26 protein-coding genes are annotated in these 21,067 nt (G+C 75.1%); 9 read left to right on the forward strand and 17 right to left on the reverse strand.

Translation table 11 applies throughout. The annotated features are described in order from the left end of the window. Positions 1-202: 202 nt before the first annotated feature. Positions 203-1,021 carry a pyrroline-5-carboxylate reductase gene (gene proC, locus GCU60_RS15485; protein WP_163206814.1) on the reverse strand — a complete coding sequence of 273 codons (819 nt, stop codon included), beginning with the start codon at positions 1,019-1,021 and terminating at the stop codon, positions 203-205. Further along, complete coding sequence (locus GCU60_RS15490) at positions 1,018-1,683, reverse strand: hypothetical protein (RefSeq protein WP_163206815.1); 666 nt, start codon at positions 1,681-1,683, stop codon at positions 1,018-1,020. Before GCU60_RS15490 ends, proC begins: the two co-directional genes overlap by 4 nt. A gap of 59 nt (positions 1,684-1,742) precedes the next feature. Here GCU60_RS15490 and GCU60_RS15495 point away from each other — a divergent pair, with 59 nt between their 5' ends. Beyond that, on the forward strand, positions 1,743-2,309 hold the full coding sequence (locus GCU60_RS15495; RefSeq protein ID WP_163206818.1) for a type 1 glutamine amidotransferase domain-containing protein: 567 nt from the start codon (positions 1,743-1,745) through the stop codon (positions 2,307-2,309). A 34-nt stretch (positions 2,310-2,343) separates the two neighbouring features. Here the strand turns inward: GCU60_RS15495 and GCU60_RS15500 are convergent, their stop codons facing one another. Then, on the reverse strand, positions 2,344-3,252 hold the full coding sequence (locus tag GCU60_RS15500) for a hypothetical protein (RefSeq protein ID WP_163206820.1): 909 nt from the start codon (positions 3,250-3,252) through the stop codon (positions 2,344-2,346). Further along, complete coding sequence (locus GCU60_RS15505) at positions 3,252-4,196, reverse strand: hypothetical protein (RefSeq protein ID WP_163206822.1); 945 nt, start codon at positions 4,194-4,196, stop codon at positions 3,252-3,254. Before GCU60_RS15505 ends, GCU60_RS15500 begins: the two co-directional genes overlap by 1 nt. 93 nt (positions 4,197-4,289) lie before the next feature. Between GCU60_RS15505 and GCU60_RS15510 the strand changes: the two genes are divergently transcribed. Then, positions 4,290-5,117: a hypothetical protein gene (locus tag GCU60_RS15510; protein WP_163206824.1), complete on the forward strand. Its 828-nt coding sequence runs from the start codon at positions 4,290-4,292 to the stop codon at positions 5,115-5,117. Here the strand turns inward: GCU60_RS15510 and GCU60_RS15515 are convergent. After that, positions 5,010-6,098 (reverse strand): helix-turn-helix domain-containing protein, encoded by a 1,089-nt coding sequence (locus tag GCU60_RS15515; RefSeq protein ID WP_163206826.1) that lies wholly within the window; start codon positions 6,096-6,098, stop codon positions 5,010-5,012. The genes GCU60_RS15510 and GCU60_RS15515 overlap by 108 nt on opposite strands. 81 nt (positions 6,099-6,179) lie before the next feature. Between GCU60_RS15515 and GCU60_RS15520 the strand changes: the two genes are divergently transcribed. Further along, positions 6,180-6,407, forward strand: a complete 228-nt coding sequence (locus GCU60_RS15520; RefSeq protein WP_163206829.1) for a hypothetical protein — start codon at positions 6,180-6,182, stop codon at positions 6,405-6,407. A 10-nt stretch (positions 6,408-6,417) separates the two neighbouring features. Continuing rightward, positions 6,418-6,621 (forward strand): DUF3072 domain-containing protein, encoded by a 204-nt coding sequence (locus tag GCU60_RS15525; RefSeq protein ID WP_163206831.1) that lies wholly within the window; start codon positions 6,418-6,420, stop codon positions 6,619-6,621. A 7-nt stretch (positions 6,622-6,628) separates the two neighbouring features. Here the strand turns inward: GCU60_RS15525 and GCU60_RS15530 are convergent, their stop codons facing one another. Further along, positions 6,629-7,315: a response regulator transcription factor gene (locus GCU60_RS15530; protein WP_163206833.1), complete on the reverse strand. Its 687-nt coding sequence runs from the start codon at positions 7,313-7,315 to the stop codon at positions 6,629-6,631. Beyond that, a complete protein-coding gene (locus GCU60_RS15535; protein ID WP_345770628.1) occupies positions 7,312-8,514 on the reverse strand; it encodes a sensor histidine kinase in 1,203 nt (400 codons plus the stop codon). Before GCU60_RS15535 ends, GCU60_RS15530 begins: the two co-directional genes overlap by 4 nt. A gap of 168 nt (positions 8,515-8,682) precedes the next feature. Here GCU60_RS15535 and phoU point away from each other — a divergent pair, with 168 nt between their 5' ends. Further along, on the forward strand, positions 8,683-9,345 hold the full coding sequence (gene phoU, locus GCU60_RS15540) for a phosphate signaling complex protein PhoU (RefSeq protein ID WP_163206835.1): 663 nt from the start codon (positions 8,683-8,685) through the stop codon (positions 9,343-9,345). Positions 9,346-9,554: 209 nt separating this feature from the next. On the opposite strand, the gene GCU60_RS15545 is transcribed toward phoU, so the two are convergent. The 5 genes from GCU60_RS15545 to mshA form a co-directional block, all read right to left on the reverse strand. Beyond that, complete coding sequence (locus tag GCU60_RS15545) at positions 9,555-10,313, reverse strand: phosphoglyceromutase (protein ID WP_163206837.1); 759 nt, start codon at positions 10,311-10,313, stop codon at positions 9,555-9,557. A 45-nt stretch (positions 10,314-10,358) separates the two neighbouring features. Further along, positions 10,359-11,609: an aminotransferase class I/II-fold pyridoxal phosphate-dependent enzyme gene (locus GCU60_RS15550; protein WP_163206839.1), complete on the reverse strand. Its 1,251-nt coding sequence runs from the start codon at positions 11,607-11,609 to the stop codon at positions 10,359-10,361. Between the two features lie 100 nt (positions 11,610-11,709). Beyond that, on the reverse strand, positions 11,710-13,302 hold the full coding sequence (locus GCU60_RS15555; RefSeq protein ID WP_163206841.1) for a DHA2 family efflux MFS transporter permease subunit: 1,593 nt from the start codon (positions 13,300-13,302) through the stop codon (positions 11,710-11,712). Further along, positions 13,299-13,826 (reverse strand): YbjN domain-containing protein, encoded by a 528-nt coding sequence (locus GCU60_RS15560; RefSeq protein WP_163206843.1) that lies wholly within the window; start codon positions 13,824-13,826, stop codon positions 13,299-13,301. The genes GCU60_RS15555 and GCU60_RS15560 overlap by 4 nt, the downstream gene beginning before the upstream one ends. Next, the gene (gene mshA, locus GCU60_RS15565; RefSeq protein ID WP_345770629.1) at positions 13,823-15,154 is read right to left on the reverse strand and encodes a D-inositol-3-phosphate glycosyltransferase; all 1,332 of its coding nucleotides are present in this window, start codon (positions 15,152-15,154) and stop codon (positions 13,823-13,825) included. The genes GCU60_RS15560 and mshA overlap by 4 nt, the downstream gene beginning before the upstream one ends. A gap of 90 nt (positions 15,155-15,244) precedes the next feature. Here mshA and GCU60_RS15570 point away from each other — a divergent pair, with 90 nt between their 5' ends. Beyond that, positions 15,245-16,030, forward strand: a complete 786-nt coding sequence (locus GCU60_RS15570) for an SDR family oxidoreductase (protein WP_163206845.1) — start codon at positions 15,245-15,247, stop codon at positions 16,028-16,030. 16 nt (positions 16,031-16,046) lie between these two features. Here GCU60_RS15570 and GCU60_RS15575 read toward each other — a convergent pair whose 3' ends face one another. Both GCU60_RS15575 and GCU60_RS15580 read right to left on the reverse strand, forming a co-directional pair. Next, on the reverse strand, positions 16,047-16,334 hold the full coding sequence (locus tag GCU60_RS15575) for a hypothetical protein (RefSeq protein ID WP_163206847.1): 288 nt from the start codon (positions 16,332-16,334) through the stop codon (positions 16,047-16,049). Beyond that, entirely contained in the window at positions 16,331-17,338 is a 1,008-nt protein-coding gene (locus GCU60_RS15580; RefSeq protein ID WP_163206849.1) for a UDP-N-acetylmuramate dehydrogenase, read from the reverse strand. Before GCU60_RS15580 ends, GCU60_RS15575 begins: the two co-directional genes overlap by 4 nt. A gap of 34 nt (positions 17,339-17,372) precedes the next feature. Between GCU60_RS15580 and GCU60_RS15585 the strand changes: the two genes are divergently transcribed. From GCU60_RS15585 to GCU60_RS15595, 3 genes are read left to right on the forward strand one after another with little or no spacing between them, the layout of a single operon-like run. Then, positions 17,373-18,242, forward strand: a complete 870-nt coding sequence (locus GCU60_RS15585) for a class I SAM-dependent methyltransferase (protein ID WP_163206851.1) — start codon at positions 17,373-17,375, stop codon at positions 18,240-18,242. Then, positions 18,239-19,078 (forward strand): spermidine synthase, encoded by an 840-nt coding sequence (locus GCU60_RS15590; RefSeq protein WP_163206853.1) that lies wholly within the window; start codon positions 18,239-18,241, stop codon positions 19,076-19,078. The genes GCU60_RS15585 and GCU60_RS15590 overlap by 4 nt, the downstream gene beginning before the upstream one ends. Before the next feature lie 56 nt (positions 19,079-19,134). Continuing rightward, complete coding sequence (locus tag GCU60_RS15595) at positions 19,135-19,338, forward strand: PspC domain-containing protein (RefSeq protein WP_163206855.1); 204 nt, start codon at positions 19,135-19,137, stop codon at positions 19,336-19,338. Positions 19,339-19,362: 24 nt separating this feature from the next. Here GCU60_RS15595 and GCU60_RS15600 read toward each other — a convergent pair whose 3' ends face one another. The 3 genes from GCU60_RS15600 to GCU60_RS15610 form a co-directional block, all read right to left on the reverse strand. Then, positions 19,363-19,647: a DUF2516 family protein gene (locus GCU60_RS15600; RefSeq protein ID WP_163206857.1), complete on the reverse strand. Its 285-nt coding sequence runs from the start codon at positions 19,645-19,647 to the stop codon at positions 19,363-19,365. Between the two features lie 141 nt (positions 19,648-19,788). Next, positions 19,789-20,538: a hypothetical protein gene (locus GCU60_RS15605; RefSeq protein WP_163206858.1), complete on the reverse strand. Its 750-nt coding sequence runs from the start codon at positions 20,536-20,538 to the stop codon at positions 19,789-19,791. A 29-nt stretch (positions 20,539-20,567) separates the two neighbouring features. After that, positions 20,568-21,032: a helix-turn-helix domain-containing protein gene (locus GCU60_RS15610; protein ID WP_345770630.1), complete on the reverse strand. Its 465-nt coding sequence runs from the start codon at positions 21,030-21,032 to the stop codon at positions 20,568-20,570. Positions 21,033-21,067 lie beyond the last annotated feature (35 nt).

Here is a 21,067-nt window from a genome sequence, read left to right on the forward strand (position 1 = left end):
CTGATGCGATGGAAGAAACGAACAGGCGGACCGGTCCGTCCTAGGCAGAACTACACCTATGCAACACCGTTCACATGCGTTGCGGCGCGTCCGACGGCGACGTGAACATCCGATCACGCAGCGTCCGACCAGAACGGGTCGATATGCCTTACTGTGTTCGGCTGCTCACCGGCCGTCCGGTCGACTCCTCGACAGGTCGACGTCAGGACTTGTCGACACCGAGCTCGACCGACCGGGCGTGCGCCGCCTCGATGGCCGCGATCAGCGCCGCCCGCACGCCGTGCCGCTCCAGCTCGCGGATCGCCGCGATCGTCGTCCCGCCGGGGCTGGTGACGGCCTCCCGCAGCTGCACCGGGTGCTCCCCGGAGTCGCGCATCATCACCGCCGCGCCCAGCGCCGTCTGCACGATCAGGTCGGCGGCCAGCGATCGCGGCAGGCCGAGCAGGATGCCGGCGTCCACCATCGCCTCGACGAGGTAGAAGAAGTAGGCGGGACCGCTGCCCGACAACGCGGTGACGGCGTCCTGCTGCGACTCCGGCACCCGCCGCACCCGGCCGACGGCGGCCAGCAGCGCCTCCGCCTCGTCGAGGTGCGCCTCGCCGGCGTGCGCCCCGGCGGACAGCACGCTCATCCCCTCGTCGACCAGGGCGGGCGTGTTCGGCATGACGCGGACCACCGGCACCCCCGCGGGCAGCGCCTCCTCGATCCGCTTCGTGGGCACGCCGGCGGCGACGGAGACGACCAGGTGGCCGTCGTCCACGTGCCCGTCCAGCAGGCCCAGCAGCGTGCCGATGTCCTGCGGCTTCACCGCCAGCAGGAGCACGCGGGCACGGGCGGCGGCGTCGGCGAGCTCCACGGCCGGCACCCCGTAGCGCCGCGTCAGCTCCGCGGACCGCTCGGGGCTGCGCTCGACGACCAGGATGCCGTCGGCACCAGCGCGGCGGACCAGCCCCGACAGCAGGGCCTCGCCGATCTTGCCGCCGCCGATGATCGCCAGCCCGCGCCGGCCGGTCGCGGTCACGACCACGCCTCCGCGACGGGCACCAGGACGCGGACGGTGTGGCCGGCGGCGAGCAGCCGGTGCTGCTCCTCGGTGGGGTGTCCCCAGGGCATGACGTGCTCCCAGCTCTGCGGCGGACGCCCGTTCCAGGCGGCCCGCTCTCCGGTGACGGCGATCAGTCGAGGATCGGTGGTGGCGACGGCGGGCTCCCCCGCGCCGGCCATCAGGACGTTGAGGCAGCGCACGAACGACAGCCCGGTGGCCACGCCACGGCCGGCGACCAGCCGCACCCGGCGCCCGGCGAAGGCTCGGCAGCGCTGCACGGCCTCCGGTCCGGCGGCATGGACGACGACGCGGGCCGCCGGCAGCGCCGCGGCGATCCGGTCCACGTCGGTGGGCGGCCCGTCGAGGGCCAGGGCCAGGGCGGGGGCGGAGTGCAGCGGGCCGGGGTCCACGAACCGGTCGGCCCGCACCGTGACCTCGCAGGAGGCGGCGAGCCCGGCGGCGTCCAGCCGGCCGGCGAGCTCGGCGAGGACGCCCGCCGGATCGCTCCCCCGCACCTCGAGGCCCACCGCGCAGCCCCCGGCCACGAGGTCACCGGCGGCGCGGACGGCGTCCTCCGGGGCCGGACCGGGACGGGCGATCCGCGCCAGGAGGCGGCGGGGACGCAGACCGACGGACACGCCCGAAACCGTAGTGCGCCGGGGTGTGCCCGGTCCGGGGGCCGGGTAGCGCCGCCCGCATGGCTGGAGAACTGGACGGGATGAGGGTGGCCGTGCTGGCCACCGACGGAGTGGAGCAGGTCGAGCTGGACCGGCCGTGGCAGACGCTGGAGGAGGCGGGCGCCGAGCCGGAGCTGGTCTCCTTCGGCACGGGCACGATCACCGCCTACGAGCACATCGAGAAGGGTGAGCGCCGCACTGTCGACGTCGACCTGGGGTCGGCCGACCCGGACGACTACGCCGCCCTGGTCCTGCCGGGCGGGGTCATCAACGGCGACTTCGTGCGCGCCGACGCCGACGCGGTGGCCTTCGTGAAGGCGTTCTTCGACGCGGGCAAGCCCGTGGCCGCGATCTGCCACGCCCCGTGGGTGCTCATCGAGGCCGGAGTCGTCCGCGGCCGGCGCATGACGTCCTGGCCCTCGCTGCGCACCGACCTCACCAACGCCGGCGCCACCTGGGTGGACGAGGAGGTCGTGGTCGACGGCGCGCTGGTCACCAGCCGCAAGCCCGACGACCTCGACGCGTTCGGGGCGGCGATCGTCGACGTGTTCGCCACGTCGCCCGACGAGGAGACGGTGGACGCCTGAGGGCCGGCCACCGCCGGCGGTCTCCGGTCGGCGCTCAGGCGCTGCCGAGGAGCGAGGCCGCCGGCGCGATGGTCAGCAGCGTGCCGGCGAACACCAGGACGGCGAGCAGCCGGGCGCCGACCGGCTCGGACCCCTGGCGCTGGCGCCACAGGTTGACCCCTGCGACCAGCCCGGTGACGGCGAGCGGGGCGAGGAAGACCGCGAGCTGCGGGACGATCTCCCAGAGGACGGTCGCCGCGAAGTAGATGCCCACGCCGGCGGCGAGGGCGATCAGCAGCTCGCCACCGAAGCGCAGCCAGGCCAGCGCGCTCTCCTTCGGCGTGCCGTCGAGGTCGGCGTCGGCGAGGCCGTCCGCGCGGACCACCGGGATCGGGCCGGTGGACGAGGGGCCACGGGAGGCACGGGAGCCGCTACGGGTGGCTCCCCGGGGATCGCTCCGGGTGTCACCGCGGGCATCGGCCCGGGGGTCGGCGCGGTCCTCGCCGCGCGCGCCGGTGCGCGGCGTCGACCGCTGGGCCCCGGCGGCCTCGGCCGCCCGGCGCAGCGGCGGAACGGGCGCCGAGGGCTGCGGAACGCCCGGCTTGCGGTCCGGGCGCAGACCGGGGATGGCGGCGGTGGACGGGCCGGCCGGGACGCGGGCGGCCGGGGCGGCCGGGACGCGGGCGGCCGGGGCGGCCGGGCCGGCCGCCGCACGCTGCACCGGTCGGGCGGGACGGGCGGCGGGCGGGGCCGACTCGGCGAGCAGGTCGCTGCGCCGCCGGCCGAATCCGGCGCGATCGGCGGCCGCGTCGTCGGCCCGCCGCTGGCGGATGCCGGTGTCGTCGTCGTCCTCGAGACGACGGCGGCGGGCCTGCTGCCGGGCCGCGGACTCGATGTCGGCCTCGCGGAGGATCTCGGCGAGCGACCGTCCTCCCGTGTCCGGGTTCCAGTCCGGTTCGGCCATCACGCCCCTCCCATCGAGTCCAGCCTGCGCAGGATGACACCTTCACGCAGCGCCCACGGACAGATCCGCACGCACGGTACGTCGAGCGCACGCAGAGTTGCGGCAGCGACAACCGCTCCAGCGGGAACCTGGTGCGCGCGGTCGGCCGACACGCCGGGCAGCTCGGCCAGCGCGGCGGACTCGATGCGGGACACGAAGCCGACCAGCTGCCCCAGCCCGATGGCCGTCAGCTCCCGGGGGGCCCGCAGCCCGGCCGACGACGGCGCCGCGCCGGCGAGGCGCGCGAGGGTGCGGAAGGTCTTGCTCGTGGCCACGACCAGGTCGGGCGGACCGACGGCGGTGATCTTCTCGGCGGCCGGCGCGAGCAGGTCGGCGGCGTGGGCGGCGAGCGCGTCCAGCGCGGCCAGGTCCGGCCGGCCACCGTCCCGGGCCTCGGGGAGGAAGCGGCGGGTCATCCGACCGGCCCCGAGCGGCAGCGAGAGGGCCACCTCCGGGTCCTCGTCGATGCCGGCGGCCAGCTCCAGGGAGCCCCCACCGATGTCGAGGACCATCAGCCGCCCGGCGCTCCAGCCGAACCAGCGGCGGACGGCCAGGAAGGTCAGCCGCGCCTCGTCCTCGCCGGTCAGCACCTCGAGCTGGACGCCGGTGCGCTCGCGCACGCGCTCCAGGACCTCCAGCCCGTTGGCCGCCTCGCGGATAGCGGAGGTCACCAGCGCCATGAACTCGTCGCAGCCCTGCTCCTCGGCCTGGTCGCAGGCGTCCTGGACGGCGTGCAGGAGCGCCTTCTCCCCCGCCTTGGACAACACGTCGTCCGGCCCGACGTGCTCGGCCAGCCGCAGCACCGACTTGTCGTCGTACATCGGTGTGGGGTGCGCGCCGCGGTGGGCGTCCACCACCAGGAGGTGCACGGTGTTCGAGCCGACGTCCAGCACCCCGAGTCGCATGCCGCCAGTCTGCCCGACGGCTCCGTGCAGGGCGGCCCCACCGCGAGCGTGCGAGCGAATGGAGGCGGGGGTCCTTCTCCTACCCTGGGGCGCGTGCCCGACGCCCCGCCCCCGGAGGTCCCCCTCGACTTCTCGCGGGAGTGGGTGGAATTCCCCGACCCGGCCGACCCCGAGCACCTGGTGCGGGCAGACCTGACGTGGCTGGCCTCGGCGTGGACCTGCGTGTTCGGCCGGGGCTGCGCCGGGGTGGTGGAGGGGCGGCCGGACGACGGCTGCTGCAGCCACGGGGCCTTCTTCACCGACTCCGACGACCTGCACCGGGTCACCGCGGCGGTGGCCGACCTCACCGACGGGGACTGGCAGCTCGCTCCGTCCGGCCGCGGCGCGTGGACCGAGGAGGACACCGCCGACGACGAGTCACCCGACGGAACGACCGACGACGTGCGGTCGCTGCGCACCCGGGTGGTCGACGGGGCGTGCGTCTTCCTCAACCGACCGGGGTTCCCCGGTGGGAGCGGCTGCGCGCTGCACCGGATGGCGCTGCGCACCGGGCTGCACCCGCTCACGACCAAGCCCGACGTGTGCTGGCAGCTGCCGGTCCGCCGGGAGCAGGAGCACGTCGACCGGCCGGACGGCACCCGGGTCCTCGTCTCCACCATCGGGGAGTTCGACCGGCGGGGCTGGGGGCCCGGCGGCCACGACCTGCACTGGTGGTGCACCGGCTCGCCGACGGCGCACGTCGCCCCGGAGCCGCTGGTCGACACCTACGCCGCCGAGCTCACCGCGCTGCTCGGCGACGGCGCGTACGCCGAGCTACGCCGGCTGACCGAGCTCCGCCTCGACCAGGGCCTGGTCGCTCCCCACCCCGCGAGCCCCCGGCCGGTGCCCGTCGAGCTGCACCGCCGGCGCCCCGGCGGCTGACGTCCCGCCGGTCCGCCCGGCGCGGAAGGTCTGGCGGTAGGCCCGCGGGGAGACCCCGCGCCGGCGGGTGAACTGCTCCCGCAGCCCGGCCGCGGTGCCGAAGCCCACCAGCCGCGCGACCTCCTCGACCGAGGCGTCGCTGTTCTCCAGCAGCTCCTCGGCCGCGGCCAGGCGCTGGCCCAGCAGCCAGGCGTGCGGCGTCGTGCCGGTGGTGGCCTTGAACCGCCGGGCGAAGCTGCGCGGGCTCATCAGGGCCCGCCGGGCGAGGGCGTCCACCGTGATGTCGTCGGCGAGGTTGCGCCCCGCCCACTCCAGGACCGCCCCCAGCCGGTCGTCCTCGCACGCGGCGACGGGGGCGTCGATGAACTGCGCCTGCCCGCCGTCCCGGTGCGGCGGCACGACCATCCACCGCGCGAGGGAGTTCGCCGCGTTCGCCCCCCACTCGCGGCGCACCAGGTGCAGGAGGGCGTCCACGCCGGCCGCCGTGCCGGCCCCGGTGACGATCTGCCCGTTGTCGACGTAGAGCACCGACGGGTCCACCTGCAGCTCGGGGTACCGGGAGGCGAGCTCGCCGGCCCACTTCCAGTGCGTGGTGACCCGCATGCCGTCCAGGAGTCCCGCGGCGGCGAGCACGAAGACACCCGTGCAGTGGCTGACCAGGAGCGCGCCGCGGGCGTGCGCCCGGCGGACGGCGTCGAGCAGCCCCGGGGACGGCGCCTCGTCGAACTTCTCCCAGGCGGTGATCAGCAGGATGTCCGACCGGTCCACCCGCTCCAGCCCGTGCTCGACCAGGACGCCGATGCCGGTGTCGGTGCGCAGCACGCCGGGGTGCTCGGCGGCGATCCCGAAGTCGAAGCGCGGCAGCCCCATGCGGGTGCGGTCGTAGCCGAAGACCTCGTTGCAGACGCCGAGACCGAACGCGGCGACCAGCTGGTCGGCGACGACGACGGTGACGACGAGCGGGCGGTCCGGGAGAGCCATGCGGGCATCATGGCAGAAAACCTGCGATAGCGGTCGGTCCTGCCACTCGTCCCGTGCTCGGACCCGGGCCAGGCTCCCTCCATGTTGCTGATCACCTGCCCCGTCACCAGGACCGACGAGCTGGTCGCCGACCGGCGCATCCGATCGGTCACCAACCACCCGACGCACATCGCGCTGCACGTGGACTGCCCCGCCTGCGGCACCGTCCACGTCTACCGGACCGGCCGCCGGTGGACCGCCACCCGGGCGGCGCGGGCCGCGTCGGTCGACGTCGCCGCTCGCCGTGCGGAGCACTCGGTCCCGGCCTAGGCTCGAACACATGAGCGAATCGAACGAGAACACCCAGCCGGCCGCGTCGGCGGAGAAGGACCCGGCTGACTGGGTGACCGGCGACGAGCCGGCCACCGGCGCGCAGAAGAGCTACCTGGAGACCCTCGCCCGCAACACCGACGAGGACGTCGAGCCCGACGAGCTGACCAAGGCCGAGGCCTCGCAGAAGATCGACGAGCTGAAGAACGACTGAGCCGGGCTCAGGCCTCGAGCTTGTAGCCCAGACCCCGCACCGTCAGCAGGTAGGACGGGTTCGCGGGGTCGGGTTCCAGCTTGGCGCGCAGGCGCTTGACGTGGACGTCGAGGGTCTTGGTGTCACCCACGTAGTCCGAGCCCCACACCCGGTCGATGAGCTGGGCGCGGGTGAGCACCCGGCCGGCGTTGCGCATGAGGAACTCCAGCAGGTCGAACTCCTTGAGCGGGAGTGCCACCTGCTGCCCGTCGACGGCGACCACGTGCCGCTCGACGTCCATCCGGACCGGGCCGGCCGTGAGCACGCCGTCGGCGGAGGCCGGCTCCGGCGCCTCGCCGCGCCGCCGCAGCACCGCGCGGATCCGGGCGACCAGCTCCCGGGCGGAGTACGGCTTGGTGACGTAGTCGTCGGCGCCGAGCTCCAGGCCGACGACCTTGTCGATCTCGCCGTCCTTGGCGGTCAGCATGATGATCGGCACGTTCCCCCGGGCGCGCAGCGCTCGGCACACCTCGGTGCCCGGCAGACCGGGCAGCATCAGGTCCAGCAGCACGATGTCGGCTCCGCCGCGGTCGAACTCGGCCAGCGCATCGGGCCCGGTGGCGGCGACGACGGTCTCGAAGCCCTCCCGGCGCAGCATGTACGAGAGGGCGTCGGAGAAGGACTCCTCGTCCTCGACGACCAGCACACGGGTCATGAACGTTCGTTCTCCAATGCCTGCGGGGTGGGGACGACGGCCGGTGCGGCCATCGGGTGGTCGGCCGGCCCGGCGAGCGGGATCCGCAGGGTGAACGTCGACCCCAGGCCCTCCTCGCTCCAGACGGTGACCGAGCCGCCGTGGTTGCTGGCGACGTGCTTGACGATGGCGAGCCCGAGGCCCGTGCCACCGGTGCTGCTCGCCCGCGACTGGTCCACGCGGTAGAAGCGCTCGAAGACGCGCTGCCGGTCGGCCCGCGGGATGCCGATGCCGCTGTCGGTCACGGTGATCTCCGCGAACCCGGAGCGGGCGCGGGCCGCGACGGCGATCCGGCTCTCCCCCGAGCTGTAGGCCACCGCGTTGGCCAGCAGGTTGGTGACCGCGGTGGCGAGCTGGTTCTCCACCCCGCGCACCCGGAGGCCGGGCTGGCCGCCGACGACGATGTCGAGCCGCTTGGCCCGGGCCGCGGTGCGGGTGCGGTCCACGGCCTCGGCCAGGACGCGGTCCACCTCCACCGGCAGCAGGTCGGGCAGGGGCTCACCACCCTGCAGGCGGGACAGGTCGATCAGCTCCCGGACCAGCCGGCCGAGCCGGTCGGCCTCGTGCGCGATCCGCCCGGCGAACCGCTGCACCGCCTCCGGGTCGTCCGCGGCGCCCTCGATCGCCTCGGCCAGCAGCGCCAGCGCGCCGACGGGCGTCTTGAGCTCGTGCCCGACGTTGGCCACGAAGTCCCGTCGCACCGCCTCGACCCGGCGGGCCTCCGTCACGTCCTGCAGGAGGAGCGCGACAGGCCCCGGCCGCTGCACCGTCCCGCTGTCCAGGCGCACGCCGTGCACCCCGACGAGCCGCGGGCCGGTGCCGACCAGGTCACCGGGCAGCTGGATGTCACCGCGCCGGCTCCCGGCGGCCCGCACCTCGCGGGCGAGGGCCAGCAGGTCCGGGACGATCAACCGGTCACCGCGCACGATGCCGAGCGCCCGGGCGGCGGGGTTGGCCAGCAGCACCGTGTCGTCGGTGCCCACGAAGACGATCGCCGGGTCGATGAGGTCGACCAGACGACGCGCCAGCGCCGCCTCGGGCAGTGTGAGGCCCGAGACGTCGGCGGAGGGCCCCGGCTCGGTGCGGGAGCGGATGATGACGGTGGCGACCACCACCCCACCGAGGATGAGGCCGACCACCAGGGCGACCAGCGGACTCACGGCCCAGATGCTAGGCGTGTACGGGCAATTTCCCAGCCGTGCGGCACAGGTTCACCGCTCGGACGGGTCAGAGTTCACCGCAGGGTGGGCCGACGTTCACCTGGCCGCGACCGACCGGCCCTGGGCGAGGCCTAGCGTCGCCCAGGAATCACGAGGAGAGGACGACACATGCGCGAGAGCTACGTCGAGGAGCTCGAGGACATCCGCACCTGCCTGGTCGCCATGGCCAACACGGTCGGTTCCCAGATGAGCACCGCCACGACCGCCCTGCTGGACGCCGACGTCGCGCTGGCCGACCTCGTCATCGCCGGCGACGAGCAGCTGGACGCCCAGCGGGAGAGCATCGACCAGCGGTGCTTCACGCTGCTCGCGCGGCAGCAGCCGGTCGCCACCGACCTGCGCTCGATCGTCACCGCGACGCGGATCGCCAGCGACCTCGAGCGGATGGGCGACCTCGCCGAGCACATCGCGAAGGTGGCGCGGATGCGGTTCCCCGAGCACGCCGTGCCGCAGGAGGTCCGTCCCGCCTTCCTCGAGGCCGGGCACGTCGCGGAGATGCTGGTCGCCAAGGCCGGCACCGTGATCGCCACCCGCGACGTCGAGGCCGCCCGCGAGCTGGAGACCGACGACGACGCGATGGACCGCATCCACCGCGAGCTGTTCCGGGAGCTGCTGTCGGACAAGTGGCCGCACGGCGTCGAGACGGCCATCGACATCACGCTGCTGGGCCGCTACTACGAGCGGTTCGGCGACCACGCCGTCGGCGTCGCCCGCCGGGTCGTCTACCTGGTGACCGGCGAGCGGTGGGAGCCCACAGCCGCCGACGCGTGACGCCCCGGCGAGCGGGGCCGATGACATCGTCGCCCTCCGGGCGACACCGCGATCACATCGTCGCCCTCCGGGCGACACCGCGGCCAGGAGCCGTCCCCCGGCCTAGCTGAGCCCCGTCGTCGCGCCTGCGCGGACCCCTCCGGGGCCCACTCGGCACGACAGTGCAACAGCCGCAGCGCTTCCTCGCCGCCCCCTCCGGGGGCGGCTCGTCAGCGCTTGCCCTGGTTCTTGACGGCCTCGATGGCTGCCGCGGCGGCCGCGGGGTCGAGGTACTCGCCGCCGGGCTTGGTGGGCCGCAGGTCGGCGTCGAGGTCGTAGCGCAGCGGGACGCCGGTCGGGATGTTGAGCCCGACCACCTCGTCCTCGCCCATGCCGTCGAGGTGCTTCACCAGCGCGCGCAGGCTGTTGCCGTGGGCGGCCACCAGGACCGTCCTGCCCTGGCGCAGGTCCGGGACGATGGCGTCGTACCAGTACGGGAGCATCCGGACGACGACGTCGGCCAGGCACTCCGTCGCCGGGCGCGCCTCGGGCGGCAGGAACGAGTAGCGCGCGTCGCCGTCCTGGGAGAACTCGCTGCCCGGCTCGATCGGCGGCGGAGGCGTGTCGTAGGACCGGCGCCAGGTCATGAACTGCTCCTCGCCGTACTCGGCGAGGGTCGCGGCCTTGTCCTTGCCCTGCAGCGCGCCGTAGTGCCGCTCGTTGAGCCGCCAGGTGCGCTGCACCGGGATCCACTGCCGGTCGGCCTCGTGCAAGGCGAGCTCGGCGGTCATGATCGCCCGTCGCAGCAGCGAGGTGTGCGAGACGTCGGGCAGCAGCCCGTGCTCGGCCATCAGCCTGCCGCCGCGGGCGGCCTCCTCACGCCCCTTCTCCGTGAGCGGCACGTCCACCCAGCCGGTGAAGAGGTTGGCCTTGTTCCACTCGCTCTCGCCGTGGCGGAGCAGCACCAGGGTTCCCGGGGAGGTCGTCACGGCGATCATCCTGCCCGACGCGGGTGCGGCGGGCAGCGCCGACCGTCAGGCCGGGGCCAGCTCCCGCTCGCCGTCGCGCACCCAGCGGACGGCCGCGGCCACCACCTCGGCGGCCTCGCGCAGCTGCTCCTCGGTGTGGGTGGCCATGACGGTCAGCCGCAGCACCCCCTTGCCCCGCGGAACGGCGGGATAGGCGACCGCGTTGGTGTAGACCCCGTCGTCGAAGCAGCGCCGCCACGCCGCCGCGGTCACCTCCTCGCTGCCGGTCGGGACCGCGATGACCGCACCGCGGCCGGGCACCGGCTGCGCGCCGGCCTCCGCGAGCGCCGTCCGGAGCAGCTCGCCGTTGCGCTGCAGCCGGGCGACCCGCTCCGGCTCGGCGCGCAGGATCCGCAGCGCGGCAAGGGCCGCTGCCACGGAGGCGGGGTCGTTGGCCGCGCTGAAGACGTAGGGCATGGCGCCGGCCCGGATGCCGTCGGCGGCCGCCCGGGAGGTCATCACCGCACCGCCGACGCTGGCCAGCGACTTGCTCAGCGCGACGGTGACCGCGTCGACCCGGCCCAGGACGCCCGCCTGCTCGGCGGCGCCGCGACCACCGGCCCCGAGGACACCGAGACCGTGGGCCTCGTCGACGACCAGCCGCACCGAGTACCGCTCGCAGAGGGCCACGATGCCTGCCAGCGGGGCGAGCTCCCCGGTCATCGAGTACACGCCGTCCACCACGACGACCGCCCCGGCGCGGGCGTCGAGCCGCTCCAGCCGGGTGGTGAGCGAGTCGAGGTCGTTGTGCCGCCAGCGCACGACGGCGCCGCGGCTGGCGGCGGCCGCCGCGTGCAGGCTGGCGTGCACGTGGGCGTCGACCAGCAGGACGTCGTCCGGGCCGCACACGGTGGACAGCAGGGCGAGGTTGGCGTTCACCCCGGAGGAGGTGAGCACCGCGGCCTCGGTGCCGTAGTGGTCGGCGAGCTCGTCCTCCAGCTCCAGGTGCAGCGCGGTGGTGCCGTTGAGCACGCGGCTGCCCGAGGCGCTCGTGCCGTATCGGCGCAGCGCCGCGCCCGCCGCCTCGACCACCCGCGGGTCCCCGGCCAGGCCGAGGTAGTTGCCGGTGCCCAGGTTGATGCGGGCGCGGCCGTCGGCGTACGTGGTGACCGGCAGCGGCGCCCCTCCGGTCGGGACGGAGTGCGTGGCCTCGCCGGCATCGCTGTGCTCGCGCAGCAGCGCGGCGAGCGGGTTCTGCAGGAGCGGCGCGAAGGGGTCCCGGCGTCCCGGCTGAGCGCCGGAGGCGTGGTCGGGCACGTGGGGATCTCCTTCCGCGGCACCGCGGGGAGTCCCGCCTGCGTCGCGGCAAGGATCGGGATCGCGGGAGCCGGCGTCAACTCTCCGTTGCCCGATCGAGTCACTCCGTGACCGGAGACACCTCACGACGCCGGCCGGGCAGCCAGACGAGCACCACGACAGCGGCCACGATCGACGCTGCCGCGGTGCCGACGGCGGTCACGTGCATCGCGGACACGAAGGCCTCGCGGGCCGGGCCGACCACCTCGCCGGCCGCCGCGGCGGCCTCGGGATCGCCCTCGGCCTGCACCCGGCGGACGGCCTCCAGAGTGGCGACGACGGACTGCGAGGCCTCCGCGCGGGTCTCCGGCGGCAGCCGGTCGGCCGCCCCGCCGAGGTGCGCGGCGTAGGAGGCCGTCAGCAGCGAGCCGAGGATGGCGACGCCGAGGGCCCCACCGACCTGGCGGACGGAGTTGTTCACGGCCGCGCCGGCCCCGGCCTTGTCGCGGGGGACGACGGACATGATCGACTCGGTGGCCGGTGCCATGACCGAGCCCATGCCGACGCCCTGCACGCCCAGGACGGCGATCAGCAGCCACAGCGGGGTGCTCAGGCCGAGCAGCTGGACGCCGAGGAAGGACAGTGCGATGAGCACGAACCCGGTCGCGCAGACCGCCTTGGCGCCGAACCGCTCGGCCAGCCCGGAACTCAGCGGCGCCATGACCGCCATGCCGAGGGCCACGGGGATCAGCGCGGCACCGCTCTGCAGCGGGCTGTAGCCGAGCACGCCCTGCAGGTAGAAGACCAGGTAGAACGTGGCGCCCAGCAACGCGAAGAAGTTCAGCCCGAGGGCGCCGGCGGCCGCGGAGAAGGCGGGGTTGCCGAACAGCGAGACGTCCAGCGCGGGGTGGGCGGAGCGGCGCTGCAGCCAGACGAACAGCGCGAGCAGGGCCAGCCCGCCGAGCAGCGGCACGAGGACGCCCGGCGTCGTCCAGCCCGCGCCGCTGCCGCCGCGGATGATCCCGTAGACCACGCCCGCCAGGGCGACGATGGACAGCAGCACGCCCGGGACGTCGAGCCGGCCGGGGCTGGGGTCGCGGGACTCCGGGACCAGGGTGGCGACGGCGACCAGCCCGAGGACTGCCACGGGCACGCCGACGAGGAAGACCGCGCCCCACCAGAAGTGCTCGAGGACGGCCCCGCCGGCCAGCGGCCCGCCGGCGATGCCGATGCCCGCGGTGCCGGCCCAGACGCCGATGGCCCGTCCGCGCTCGCGCGGCGGGAAGACGTTGGTGATGACGGCGAGGGTGGTGGGCTGGACCGCGGCCCCACCGGCGCCCATGACCGCACGCCAGGCGATCAGCTCCAGCGGGCTGTCGCTGAAGGCGGCCAGCACCGACCCGAGCGCGAAGATGGCCAGCCCGATGAGGAGCACGCGGCGGCGGCCGATCCGGTCGCCGATGACGCCCCAGGAGAACAGCAGGCCGGCGAACACCAGGATGTAGGCGTCCACGGCCCACTGGAGCTCGCCCTGGGTGGCGCCGAGCTCCCGCTGGAGGGTGGGGATGGCGACGTTGAGGATCGTGTTCCCCATGATCACCACGAGCAGGCAGACCGTCATGGTGGCCAGGACCCACCAGCGGCGGGCGTAGCCGGGGCTCTGCTCGATGCCGGGCGGCACCACGCCCGGCTGCGACTTCTCCGTCGCCGTCACGCCCCGGGGGTCGGGTCGTCGTCCCGCCGTCGGGCGGGGTCGGCGAACGCCGCGAAGGCCTCCAGGTTGCGCAGCGACTCGCCGCGCTTGACCCGCCAGTCCCACTCGCGGCGGATGGAGGTGCCGAAGCCGATCTCCAGCATCGTGTTGAAGTGGTCGTCGGCGTAGCTGAGCACCGCGCCGAGGAGGCGGTCGAGCTCCTCGGGGGTGACGGCGGCGTGCGGCAGCCGGCCGGTCAGGTAGACGTCGCCCACGGAGTCGATCGAGTAGCTCACGCCGTACATGCGCGCGTTGTGCTGCAGCAGGTAGGTCCACAGCTGCTCGCGGTTCTCGTCGGGCTGGCGGCAGACGAACGCCTCCACCCGCAGCGAGTGCTCCCCCACGATCAGCCCGCAGACGGTCTTGAGCTTCTTGGTTCCGGGCAGGTCGACCAGCCAGGTGCCCGGCCGGGGGTGCTCGTGCACCAGCTCGCTGTCGCGCAGCGTCTGGTCGATGACGGCGTCGAGCTCGTCGACGGTGCTCATCGGGCCACCGAGATCCCGGGCAGCGCGCGCAGCGCACCGCCCCGCCGGGCGGTCCGGACCGGGGTGGCGGCCATGTCACGGGCCGCGGCGGCGTAGCCGTCCACCAGCGCGTCCACGGTGCGGTCCCAGGAGAAGCGGCCGGCGTGCCGGCGCGCGCCGGCCGCGAGCAGCTCCCGGCGGGAGAGCACCGCGCGCACCGCGACGGCGTAGTCGGCCGGGTCGTGACCGGGGACGAGCACCCCGGAGACGTCGTGGCGGACCGCCGTCGGCAGACCGCCCACGGCCGCGGCCACGACCGGGGTGCCGCAGGCCTGCGACTCCAGCGCCACCAGGCCGAAGGACTCGTTGTGGCTGGGCACGACCGTGACGTCGGCCGCGCGGTAGAAGTCGGCCAGCCGCTCCGGCGGCTGCGGCGGGTGGAACCGGACGACGTCGCCGATGCCGAGCTCCGCGGCGAGCTGCTCCAGCTGCCGCGGGGCGTCCAGGCCGGTGCCGCTGGGCGCGCCGACGACGTGCACCTGCAGGCGGTCGCGGAGCGCGGGGTCGTCGGCGAGCATCCGGGCGGCGGTCCCGAGCAGGACGTCGGGCGCCTTGAGCGGCTGGATGCGGCCGACGAAGAGCAGCACGACGGCGTCGTCGGGGATCCCGGCCGCCCGCCGGGCCGCCGTCCGGCTGCCGGGGGTGAACCGGTCCAGGTCGACGCCGGGCGGGACGACCAGCGTGCGGGACGGGTCGGCTCCGTAGAGGCGCACCAGCTGGCGGGCCTCCTCGTCGGTGTTGGCGATCAGCCGGTCGGCCTCGGCGACGACCTGCTCCTCGCCGATCACGCGGGAGCGGGGCTCGGGGCGGTCCCCGGCGGCCAGCGCCTCGTTCTTGACCTTGGCCAGGGTGTGCGCGGTGTGCACCAGCGGCACGCTCCACCGGTCGCGGGCGAGGTACCCGACCTGACCGGAGAGCCAGTAGTGGGAGTGGACGACGTCGTAGAACCCCGGCTCGTGCTGGGCCTCCTCGCGCAGCACCGCGGCGGTGAAGGCACAGAGCTGGGCGGGGAGCTCCTCCTTGCCCAGGCCCTCGAAGGGGCCGGCGCTGACGTGCCGGACGGTGACGCCGGGGCTCATCTCGACCACGGGCGGCAGGTCGCTGGAGGTGGCACGGGTGAAGACGTCGACGGCGATGCCGCGCTCGGCCAGGCGGCGGGAGGTCTCGACGATGTAGACGTTCATGCCACCCGCGTCGCCGGCGCCGGGCTGGTCCAGGGGGCTGGTGTGCACCGAGAGGGTCGCCACCCGCCGGGGCAGCCCGGGACCGGGGAAGCCGCGAGCGGGCACGTACGACCTCCCGCTCTGCGCTGCACTGGCCGGGCGCCTCTGGGCACCCCCGTCTGGTTCCCATCCTGCAACAGCGCGAGGATGGCCCGCATGCCCGACCCCGCGCAGCCGTCCCCGTCCGAGTTCCGCGCGCTGCCCGGCCGCGGCCGCACCGCCGTCGTCACCGGGGCCTCGAGCGGTATCGGTGCCGCCACCGCGACCCGGCTGGCGGCCGAGGGTTTCGACGTCGTCGTCGGGGCCCGCCGGGTGGACCGGCTCGAGGAGCTGGCGGCGGCCATCGGGGCCCGGGCGCTGCCCCTGGACGTGACCGACCCGGCGTCGGTGGAGGCGTTCGTGGGCGCGCTGGACGGCGTGGACGTGCTGGTCAACAACGCAGGCGGGGCGTTCGACGCCGCCTCCGTGGCCGACGCGGACCTGGACTCGTGGGCGCGGACCTACGAGGTCAACGTGCTCGGGACGGTGCGGCTGACCAAGGCGCTGCTCCCGGCGCTGCGGGCCTCGGGCGCCGGCGACGTCTTGTTCGTCGGCTCCACCGCGGGGCTGATCTCCTACGAGGGCGGGGCGTCGTACACGGCGGCCAAGCACGGGGTGCACACGCTGGCGGAGACGCTGCGGCTGGAGCTCGTGGGCGAGCCCGTGCGGGTGATGGAGATCGCGCCCGGGATGGTGCGCACCGAGGAGTTCTCGCGCAACCGGCTGGGCTCGGCCGACGCGGCCGACGCCGTGTACCGCGGGGTGCGCGAGCCGCTGGTGGCCGAGGACGTCGCCGACTGCATCGCCTGGGCGCTCACCCGGCCGCACCACGTGAACGTGGACCTGCTGGTGGTGCGCCCGCGCGCCCAGGCGGCCCAGCACAAGGTCGCGCGGGAGGGCTGAGCCACCCCGCGCCGCGCTACCCCGCGGCGAGCAGCCGGTACGCCTCGGCCACGGCGTCGGGGTCCAGGCGCGAGCCGAGCCGCGCCGACGCCTCGCGGTGGGGCGCGAGCTCGGCGGCGTCGAAGCGGGCCCCGTGCGAGGCGGAGTGGACCAGCCCGGCCAGCTCCCCGTCGGCACCGGTCCGGTCCATCCAGCGGGTCCACTCCTCCTCGCTCGCCTGCCCGCTCGGGCTCGGGTCCGCGGCGGAGAGCAGCGCGTAGAGGGCGCGCAGCCGGGTCTGGCGGTCGTCGTCGGTCGCCGTCACGGCCGCACCGCCGTCGGCTCGCGCTCCAGGGTGACCCCGAACTGCTCCTCGACGGCGGCCACGATCCCGCCGGCGAACGCGAGCAGCTCGGCGGCCGTGGCGCCGTCGGCGGTGGTCAGCGCCAGGCTGTGCCGGGACGACGTCCCCACGCGCCCGTCGCGCGTGCCACGGCCGAAGCCGGCGTGCTGCACCAGCCACGCGGCGCTGAGCTTGACCTGCCCGTCGCCGGCCGGCCAGCTCGGGCAGCCCTCGACCGCCTGCTCGGCCGGGACGATCGGGTTGGTGAAGAACGAGCCGGCGCTGCGGCTGTCGGGGTCGGCCGGGTCCCAGACCATGCCCTTGCCGCGGCGGAGGGCCAGCACGGCGTCGCGGACGGCGGCCAGCGGCGCCGTCCCGCCCACCTCGACCCCGAGGCTCCGGGCCAGCTCGGCGTACCCGACCGGCCGGGACAGCTCGCCGGGGTGCAGCGCGAAGGTGACCTCGAGGACGACGAAGCGGCCGGGCTCGCGCTTGAGCCGGCTGTCGCGGTAGGCGAACCCGCACTCGGCCGGGGAGAGCACCCGCTGCGTCTTCTCGGCGCGGTCGTAGACGTGCACCTCGGTGATCGTCTGGGCGACCTCCTGGCCGTAGGCGCCCACGTTCTGCACGGGCGTCGCGCCCGTGGAGCCCGGGATGCCGGACAGCGCCTCCATGCCGGCCAGGCCGGCCTCGACGGTGTAGCCGACCAGGAAGTCCCAGTCCTCCCCCGCCTGCACGACCAGGGAGTTCCCCGCCCGCTCGATCCCCCGGGACCGCACGGCGACGACGTCCCCGGGCCAGCCCTCGTCCGGGGCGATCAGGTTGGAGCCCCCGCCGAGGACCAGCAGCGGGCGGCGGGCCTCGTCGGCGTCCCGGACCGCCGTCACCAGTTCGGCCGCCGTCTCCACCTCGATCAGCCGAACGGCTGGACCGCCGACGGCGAGGGTGGTGAGGTCGGCGAGACGGACGTCGGATCGCACCTGCACGACTCGACGGTAGCCGGGACTACCCTCTTGCCCGGTGAGCGAGGCGGGCAACGAGCACAAGCGTCGGGCCTCGCTGTCCCCTCAGCCCCAGCGCAAGGCGCCCCGACTGGCCGCCGGACGGGCCCGCGCGCTCGGGCTCCCGACCCGCGGCACCACGAACGCCAACCGGCTGCGGCGGGTCGACCGGTGGATCGTGGCCACCCAGGTGCCCCGGCTGCGCGACTCCGCCCGGCCGCTGGTGGTGGACCTCGGCTACGGCTCCTCGGCGGTGACCACGCTGGAGCTGGTGGAGCGGCTCGGCCCGGAGGTGGACGGCCTGGAGGTCGTCGGGCTGGAGATCGATCCCGATCGGGTCGCCGCCGTGGCCGGCGACCGGGACCCGCCGCGGGTGGACTTCCGCGTCGGCGGGTTCGAGCTGGCGGGCCTGCAGCCGGTCCTGGTGCGCGCCTTCAACGTGCTGCGCCAGTACGACGAGGAGTCCGCGGCCCGCGCCTGGGACACCATGCGCGCCGGGCTGGCGCCGGGTGGGCTGGTGGTCGAGGGCACCTGCGACGAGTGGGGACGCCGCTCGGCCTGGGTGGCGCTGGACGCCGACGGCCCGCTCACGCTGACCCTGGCCGCCCGGGTGTCGGACATCGGGACGCCCTCGGACCTGGCGGAGCGGCTGCCCAAGGCGTTGATCCACCACAACGTGCCCGGGCAGCCGGTGCACGACTTCCTGCGGGCGTTCGACGTCGCGTGGGCCGCCGCCGCGGGGTTGTCGACGTTCGGCCCGCGCCAGCGCTGGACAGCGGCCGTGGAGACCCTGGCCGAGCAGGGCTGGCCGCTGGTGGGGTCGAGCCGCAGGTGGCGGCACGGCGAGGTGACCGTGCGCTGGTCGGCGGTCGCGCCGGTCGTCGCATGAGGGTCCCGCCCGGACCGACGCCGGTCACCGGCGGCACCGCCGAGCTCCTGGCCGACGCCGACCGCGACGGGGCCTGGATGCTGCTGGTGAACGGCACCCCGCAGTCGCACGTGGACCTCGACGACCCGGCGCACCTGGAGTTCGAGTACGTCCGCCGCATGGGGCACGTGCTCGACCTGGCCGCGGAACCGGGCGCCGCCCTCGACGTCGTCCACCTCGGCGGCGGCGCGCTCACCCTGCCCCGCTACGTCGCCTCCACCCGGCCCGGCTCGCGGCAGCGGGTGGTCGAGATCGACGAGCCGCTCACCGAGCTGGTCCGCGAGTACCTGCCGCTCCCCCGGCGCGCCCGCATCCGGGTCCGCGCCGCCGACGCCCGGGCCGCGCTGGAGACCATGCACCCGGGCAGCGCCGACGTGGTGATCACCGACGTGTTCGCGGGCGCCCGCACACCCGCGCACCTCACCACCACGGAGTTCGCGGCCGAGGCGGCCCGCGTGCTGCGGCCCGGAGGCGTCTACGTGGCGAACGTCGCCGACGGCCCGCCGCTGCGCTTCGCCCGTGCGCAGGTCGCCACCCTCCGCACCGCCTTCCCGCACGTGTGCCTGCTCGCCGAACCGGGCACGCTGCGCGGCCGGCGCTTCGGCAACCTCGTCGCCGTCGCCTCCGCCACCGAGCTGCCCCTCGCCGACCTCAGCCGCGCGTGCGCCCGCGACCCCATGCCCGCGCGGGTCGTCGACGGCACGGACCTCGAGCAGTTCACCGGCACGGCCCAGCCGGTGACGGACGCCGAAGCGCAGCCCTCCCCCGAGCCGCCCGCGGGCGTCTTCGGTCGCTGAGGAGCGGTCGCCTCGGCAGGTGCCCTCGGGGGCCGGACGACCGTAGGGTGGCCGGCATGACGACGCCTGCCTCGTACCGGCTCCGCCGGGACTCCCGGAACAAGCTCGTCGCCGGCGTGTGCGCCGGCATCGCCCGCCGCTACGGGCTGTCCCGCGGCGGCCTGCGCGTGGCGTTCCTGATCTCCTGCGTGCTCCCCGGCCCGCAGTTCGTCGCCTACCTGCTGCTGTGGATCCTCATCCCGGCCGACGACCAGTTCTGACCCAACAGGCGAACGAGCGCAGGACTACCAGCTGTTGCCGCGGGGCAGCCCGCGGACGGCCGGCCGGACGTCGACCAGGTAGACGACCGCGGCGATGATCGCCGGCAGGCCCAGGAAGCTCATCAGACCGAACATGTAGACGACCGCGGTCGCCAGCCCGGTGATCCCCATCCACCCGGGCTTGGTCAGCTTGCCGGTGGCCACGAACGCCCCGGCCGGGCGGATGAGCGCGTCGACGAAGGCCCAGGCGGCGAGCGCCAGACCACCCCAGGTCAGGGCGGTGAGCAGCAACCAGTCGAACTCGGGCATGGGCCCAGGCTACTCGCGGCGACCCGCGCGGCCAGGCGCCGACGCCGCGCCTCACCCCGACGGATGCCGGCACCTCCGGACGCGACAGGGCCCCGGAGCGCTGGTCGCAGCTCCGGGGCCCTGGTCACGGGGACCGGTGGGTCAGTTCTTCTTGGCCGGCACGGCGGTCGGGTCGCTCCGGCGGGCGGTGCGGGCCCGGTTCACCGGGGCCGTCGTGGCCGGGGTCTTCTTGGCGGCGGCGCTGTTCTTCTTCGCCGTCCCCTTGGCCTTGGGGGCCGGGACCGGCTCCTCGGCGACCTCGGCCACGGTGGCCTTGGTCGACTCGGCGGTCTCGCGCACGCTCTCCTCGGCCTTGGCGGCGACCTTGGTGGCCTTGCCGGCCGTCTTCTGCACGACCGAGGTGACCTCGTTGGAGGCCTCGGTCACGGCCTCGGCGGTCTCCTCGAGAGCCTCCTCGAGGGTGTCCTCGACGGTGTCGACGGCCTGCTCGGCGCGACGGACGATCCGGCGGACGCCCGGCTGGCGACGCAGCTCGTCGACGACCACGGCACCGCGCTCGGCGAGGGTCTCGACGGTGGTGACGGCCTGGGTCCGGGCGGTCTCGACCAGCCCGGCGACGGTGCTGGCCAGCGTCTCGGGGCGCACGGAGGTGGCCAGCTGCTGCACGGTGGTGCGGGCGGTGCCGGCGGCCTCGGTGGCCCGGGTGCGGGCCTCCTTGACGGCCAGGTCGGCCTGGACCTGGGCCTCGCCCGGGAGGGCCTCGGCGCGGGAACGGAACGTGGCCACGACGGTGCGGGCCCGCTCGACGGCCAGGTCACCGGCGCCGACGACGGCCAGCAGCGGGGTGCGGGCCTGCTCGGCGTACTGCTTCACGGTCTGGGTGGGGGTCATGCCGACTCCTTCGGGAGAGAGATGGGGGTTCAGCTGGCGGCCGGGGAGGAAGCCCGGTGCTCCCGGACGTAGGTCTCGTAGAGCTCCAGCAGGACTGCCTTGTGCCGCTCGGACAACGACTCGTCCGCGCGGATCGCCGCCACGGTGTCCGGGTTGCCCGAACGCCGGTCGAGGATCCCCGCCTGCTCGTAGAGCGATTCGGCCGAGATCTTCAGGCCCCGGGCGATCGAGGCGAGGATCTCCGCTGACGGCTTGCGAAGCCCCCGCTCCACCTGGGACAGGTACGGGTTGCTGACCCCCGCCGTGCGGGCCAGCTCGCGCAGGGACACCCGGGCGGCGCTGCGCTGCTCGCGGATGAAGTCACCCACGGACGAGCTGACGGCCGACACGCTGGGCGCGTCCGAGACCGTCTCCGCCACGCTGCCCGCAACCCGGTCCACCGTGGAGCGGACCGTCGTCACCTGCTCGCGGACGAACTCACCGGGGGTCTGCACGGATACGACGTTAACCCCGGGTGCTAGCTGTTGCA

It is taken from the genome of Blastococcus saxobsidens (genome assembly GCF_010682065.1).
Taxonomy (GTDB): domain Bacteria; phylum Actinomycetota; class Actinomycetes; order Mycobacteriales; family Geodermatophilaceae; genus Blastococcus; species Blastococcus saxobsidens_B.

Coding starts and splice junctions, on each gene's coding strand:
- GCU60_RS15495 (WP_163206818.1), top strand. CDS start 1,743: ATGGCTGGAGAACTGGACGGGATGAGGGTGGCCGTGCTGGCCACCGAC.
- GCU60_RS15500 (WP_163206820.1), bottom strand. CDS start 3,252: ATGGCCGAACCGGACTGGAACCCGGACACGGGAGGACGGTCGCTCGCC.
- GCU60_RS15505 (WP_163206822.1), bottom strand. CDS start 4,196: ATGCGACTCGGGGTGCTGGACGTCGGCTCGAACACCGTGCACCTCCTG.
- GCU60_RS15515 (WP_163206826.1), bottom strand. CDS start 6,098: ATGGCTCTCCCGGACCGCCCGCTCGTCGTCACCGTCGTCGTCGCCGAC.
- GCU60_RS15520 (WP_163206829.1), top strand. CDS start 6,180: ATGTTGCTGATCACCTGCCCCGTCACCAGGACCGACGAGCTGGTCGCC.
- GCU60_RS15525 (WP_163206831.1), top strand. CDS start 6,418: ATGAGCGAATCGAACGAGAACACCCAGCCGGCCGCGTCGGCGGAGAAG.
- GCU60_RS15530 (WP_163206833.1), bottom strand. CDS start 7,315: ATGACCCGTGTGCTGGTCGTCGAGGACGAGGAGTCCTTCTCCGACGCC.
- phoU (WP_163206835.1), top strand. CDS start 8,683: ATGCGCGAGAGCTACGTCGAGGAGCTCGAGGACATCCGCACCTGCCTG.
- GCU60_RS15560 (WP_163206843.1), bottom strand. CDS start 13,826: ATGAGCACCGTCGACGAGCTCGACGCCGTCATCGACCAGACGCTGCGC.
- GCU60_RS15570 (WP_163206845.1), top strand. CDS start 15,245: ATGCCCGACCCCGCGCAGCCGTCCCCGTCCGAGTTCCGCGCGCTGCCC.
- GCU60_RS15590 (WP_163206853.1), top strand. CDS start 18,239: ATGAGGGTCCCGCCCGGACCGACGCCGGTCACCGGCGGCACCGCCGAG.
- GCU60_RS15595 (WP_163206855.1), top strand. CDS start 19,135: ATGACGACGCCTGCCTCGTACCGGCTCCGCCGGGACTCCCGGAACAAG.
- GCU60_RS15600 (WP_163206857.1), bottom strand. CDS start 19,647: ATGCCCGAGTTCGACTGGTTGCTGCTCACCGCCCTGACCTGGGGTGGT.
- GCU60_RS15605 (WP_163206858.1), bottom strand. CDS start 20,538: ATGACCCCCACCCAGACCGTGAAGCAGTACGCCGAGCAGGCCCGCACC.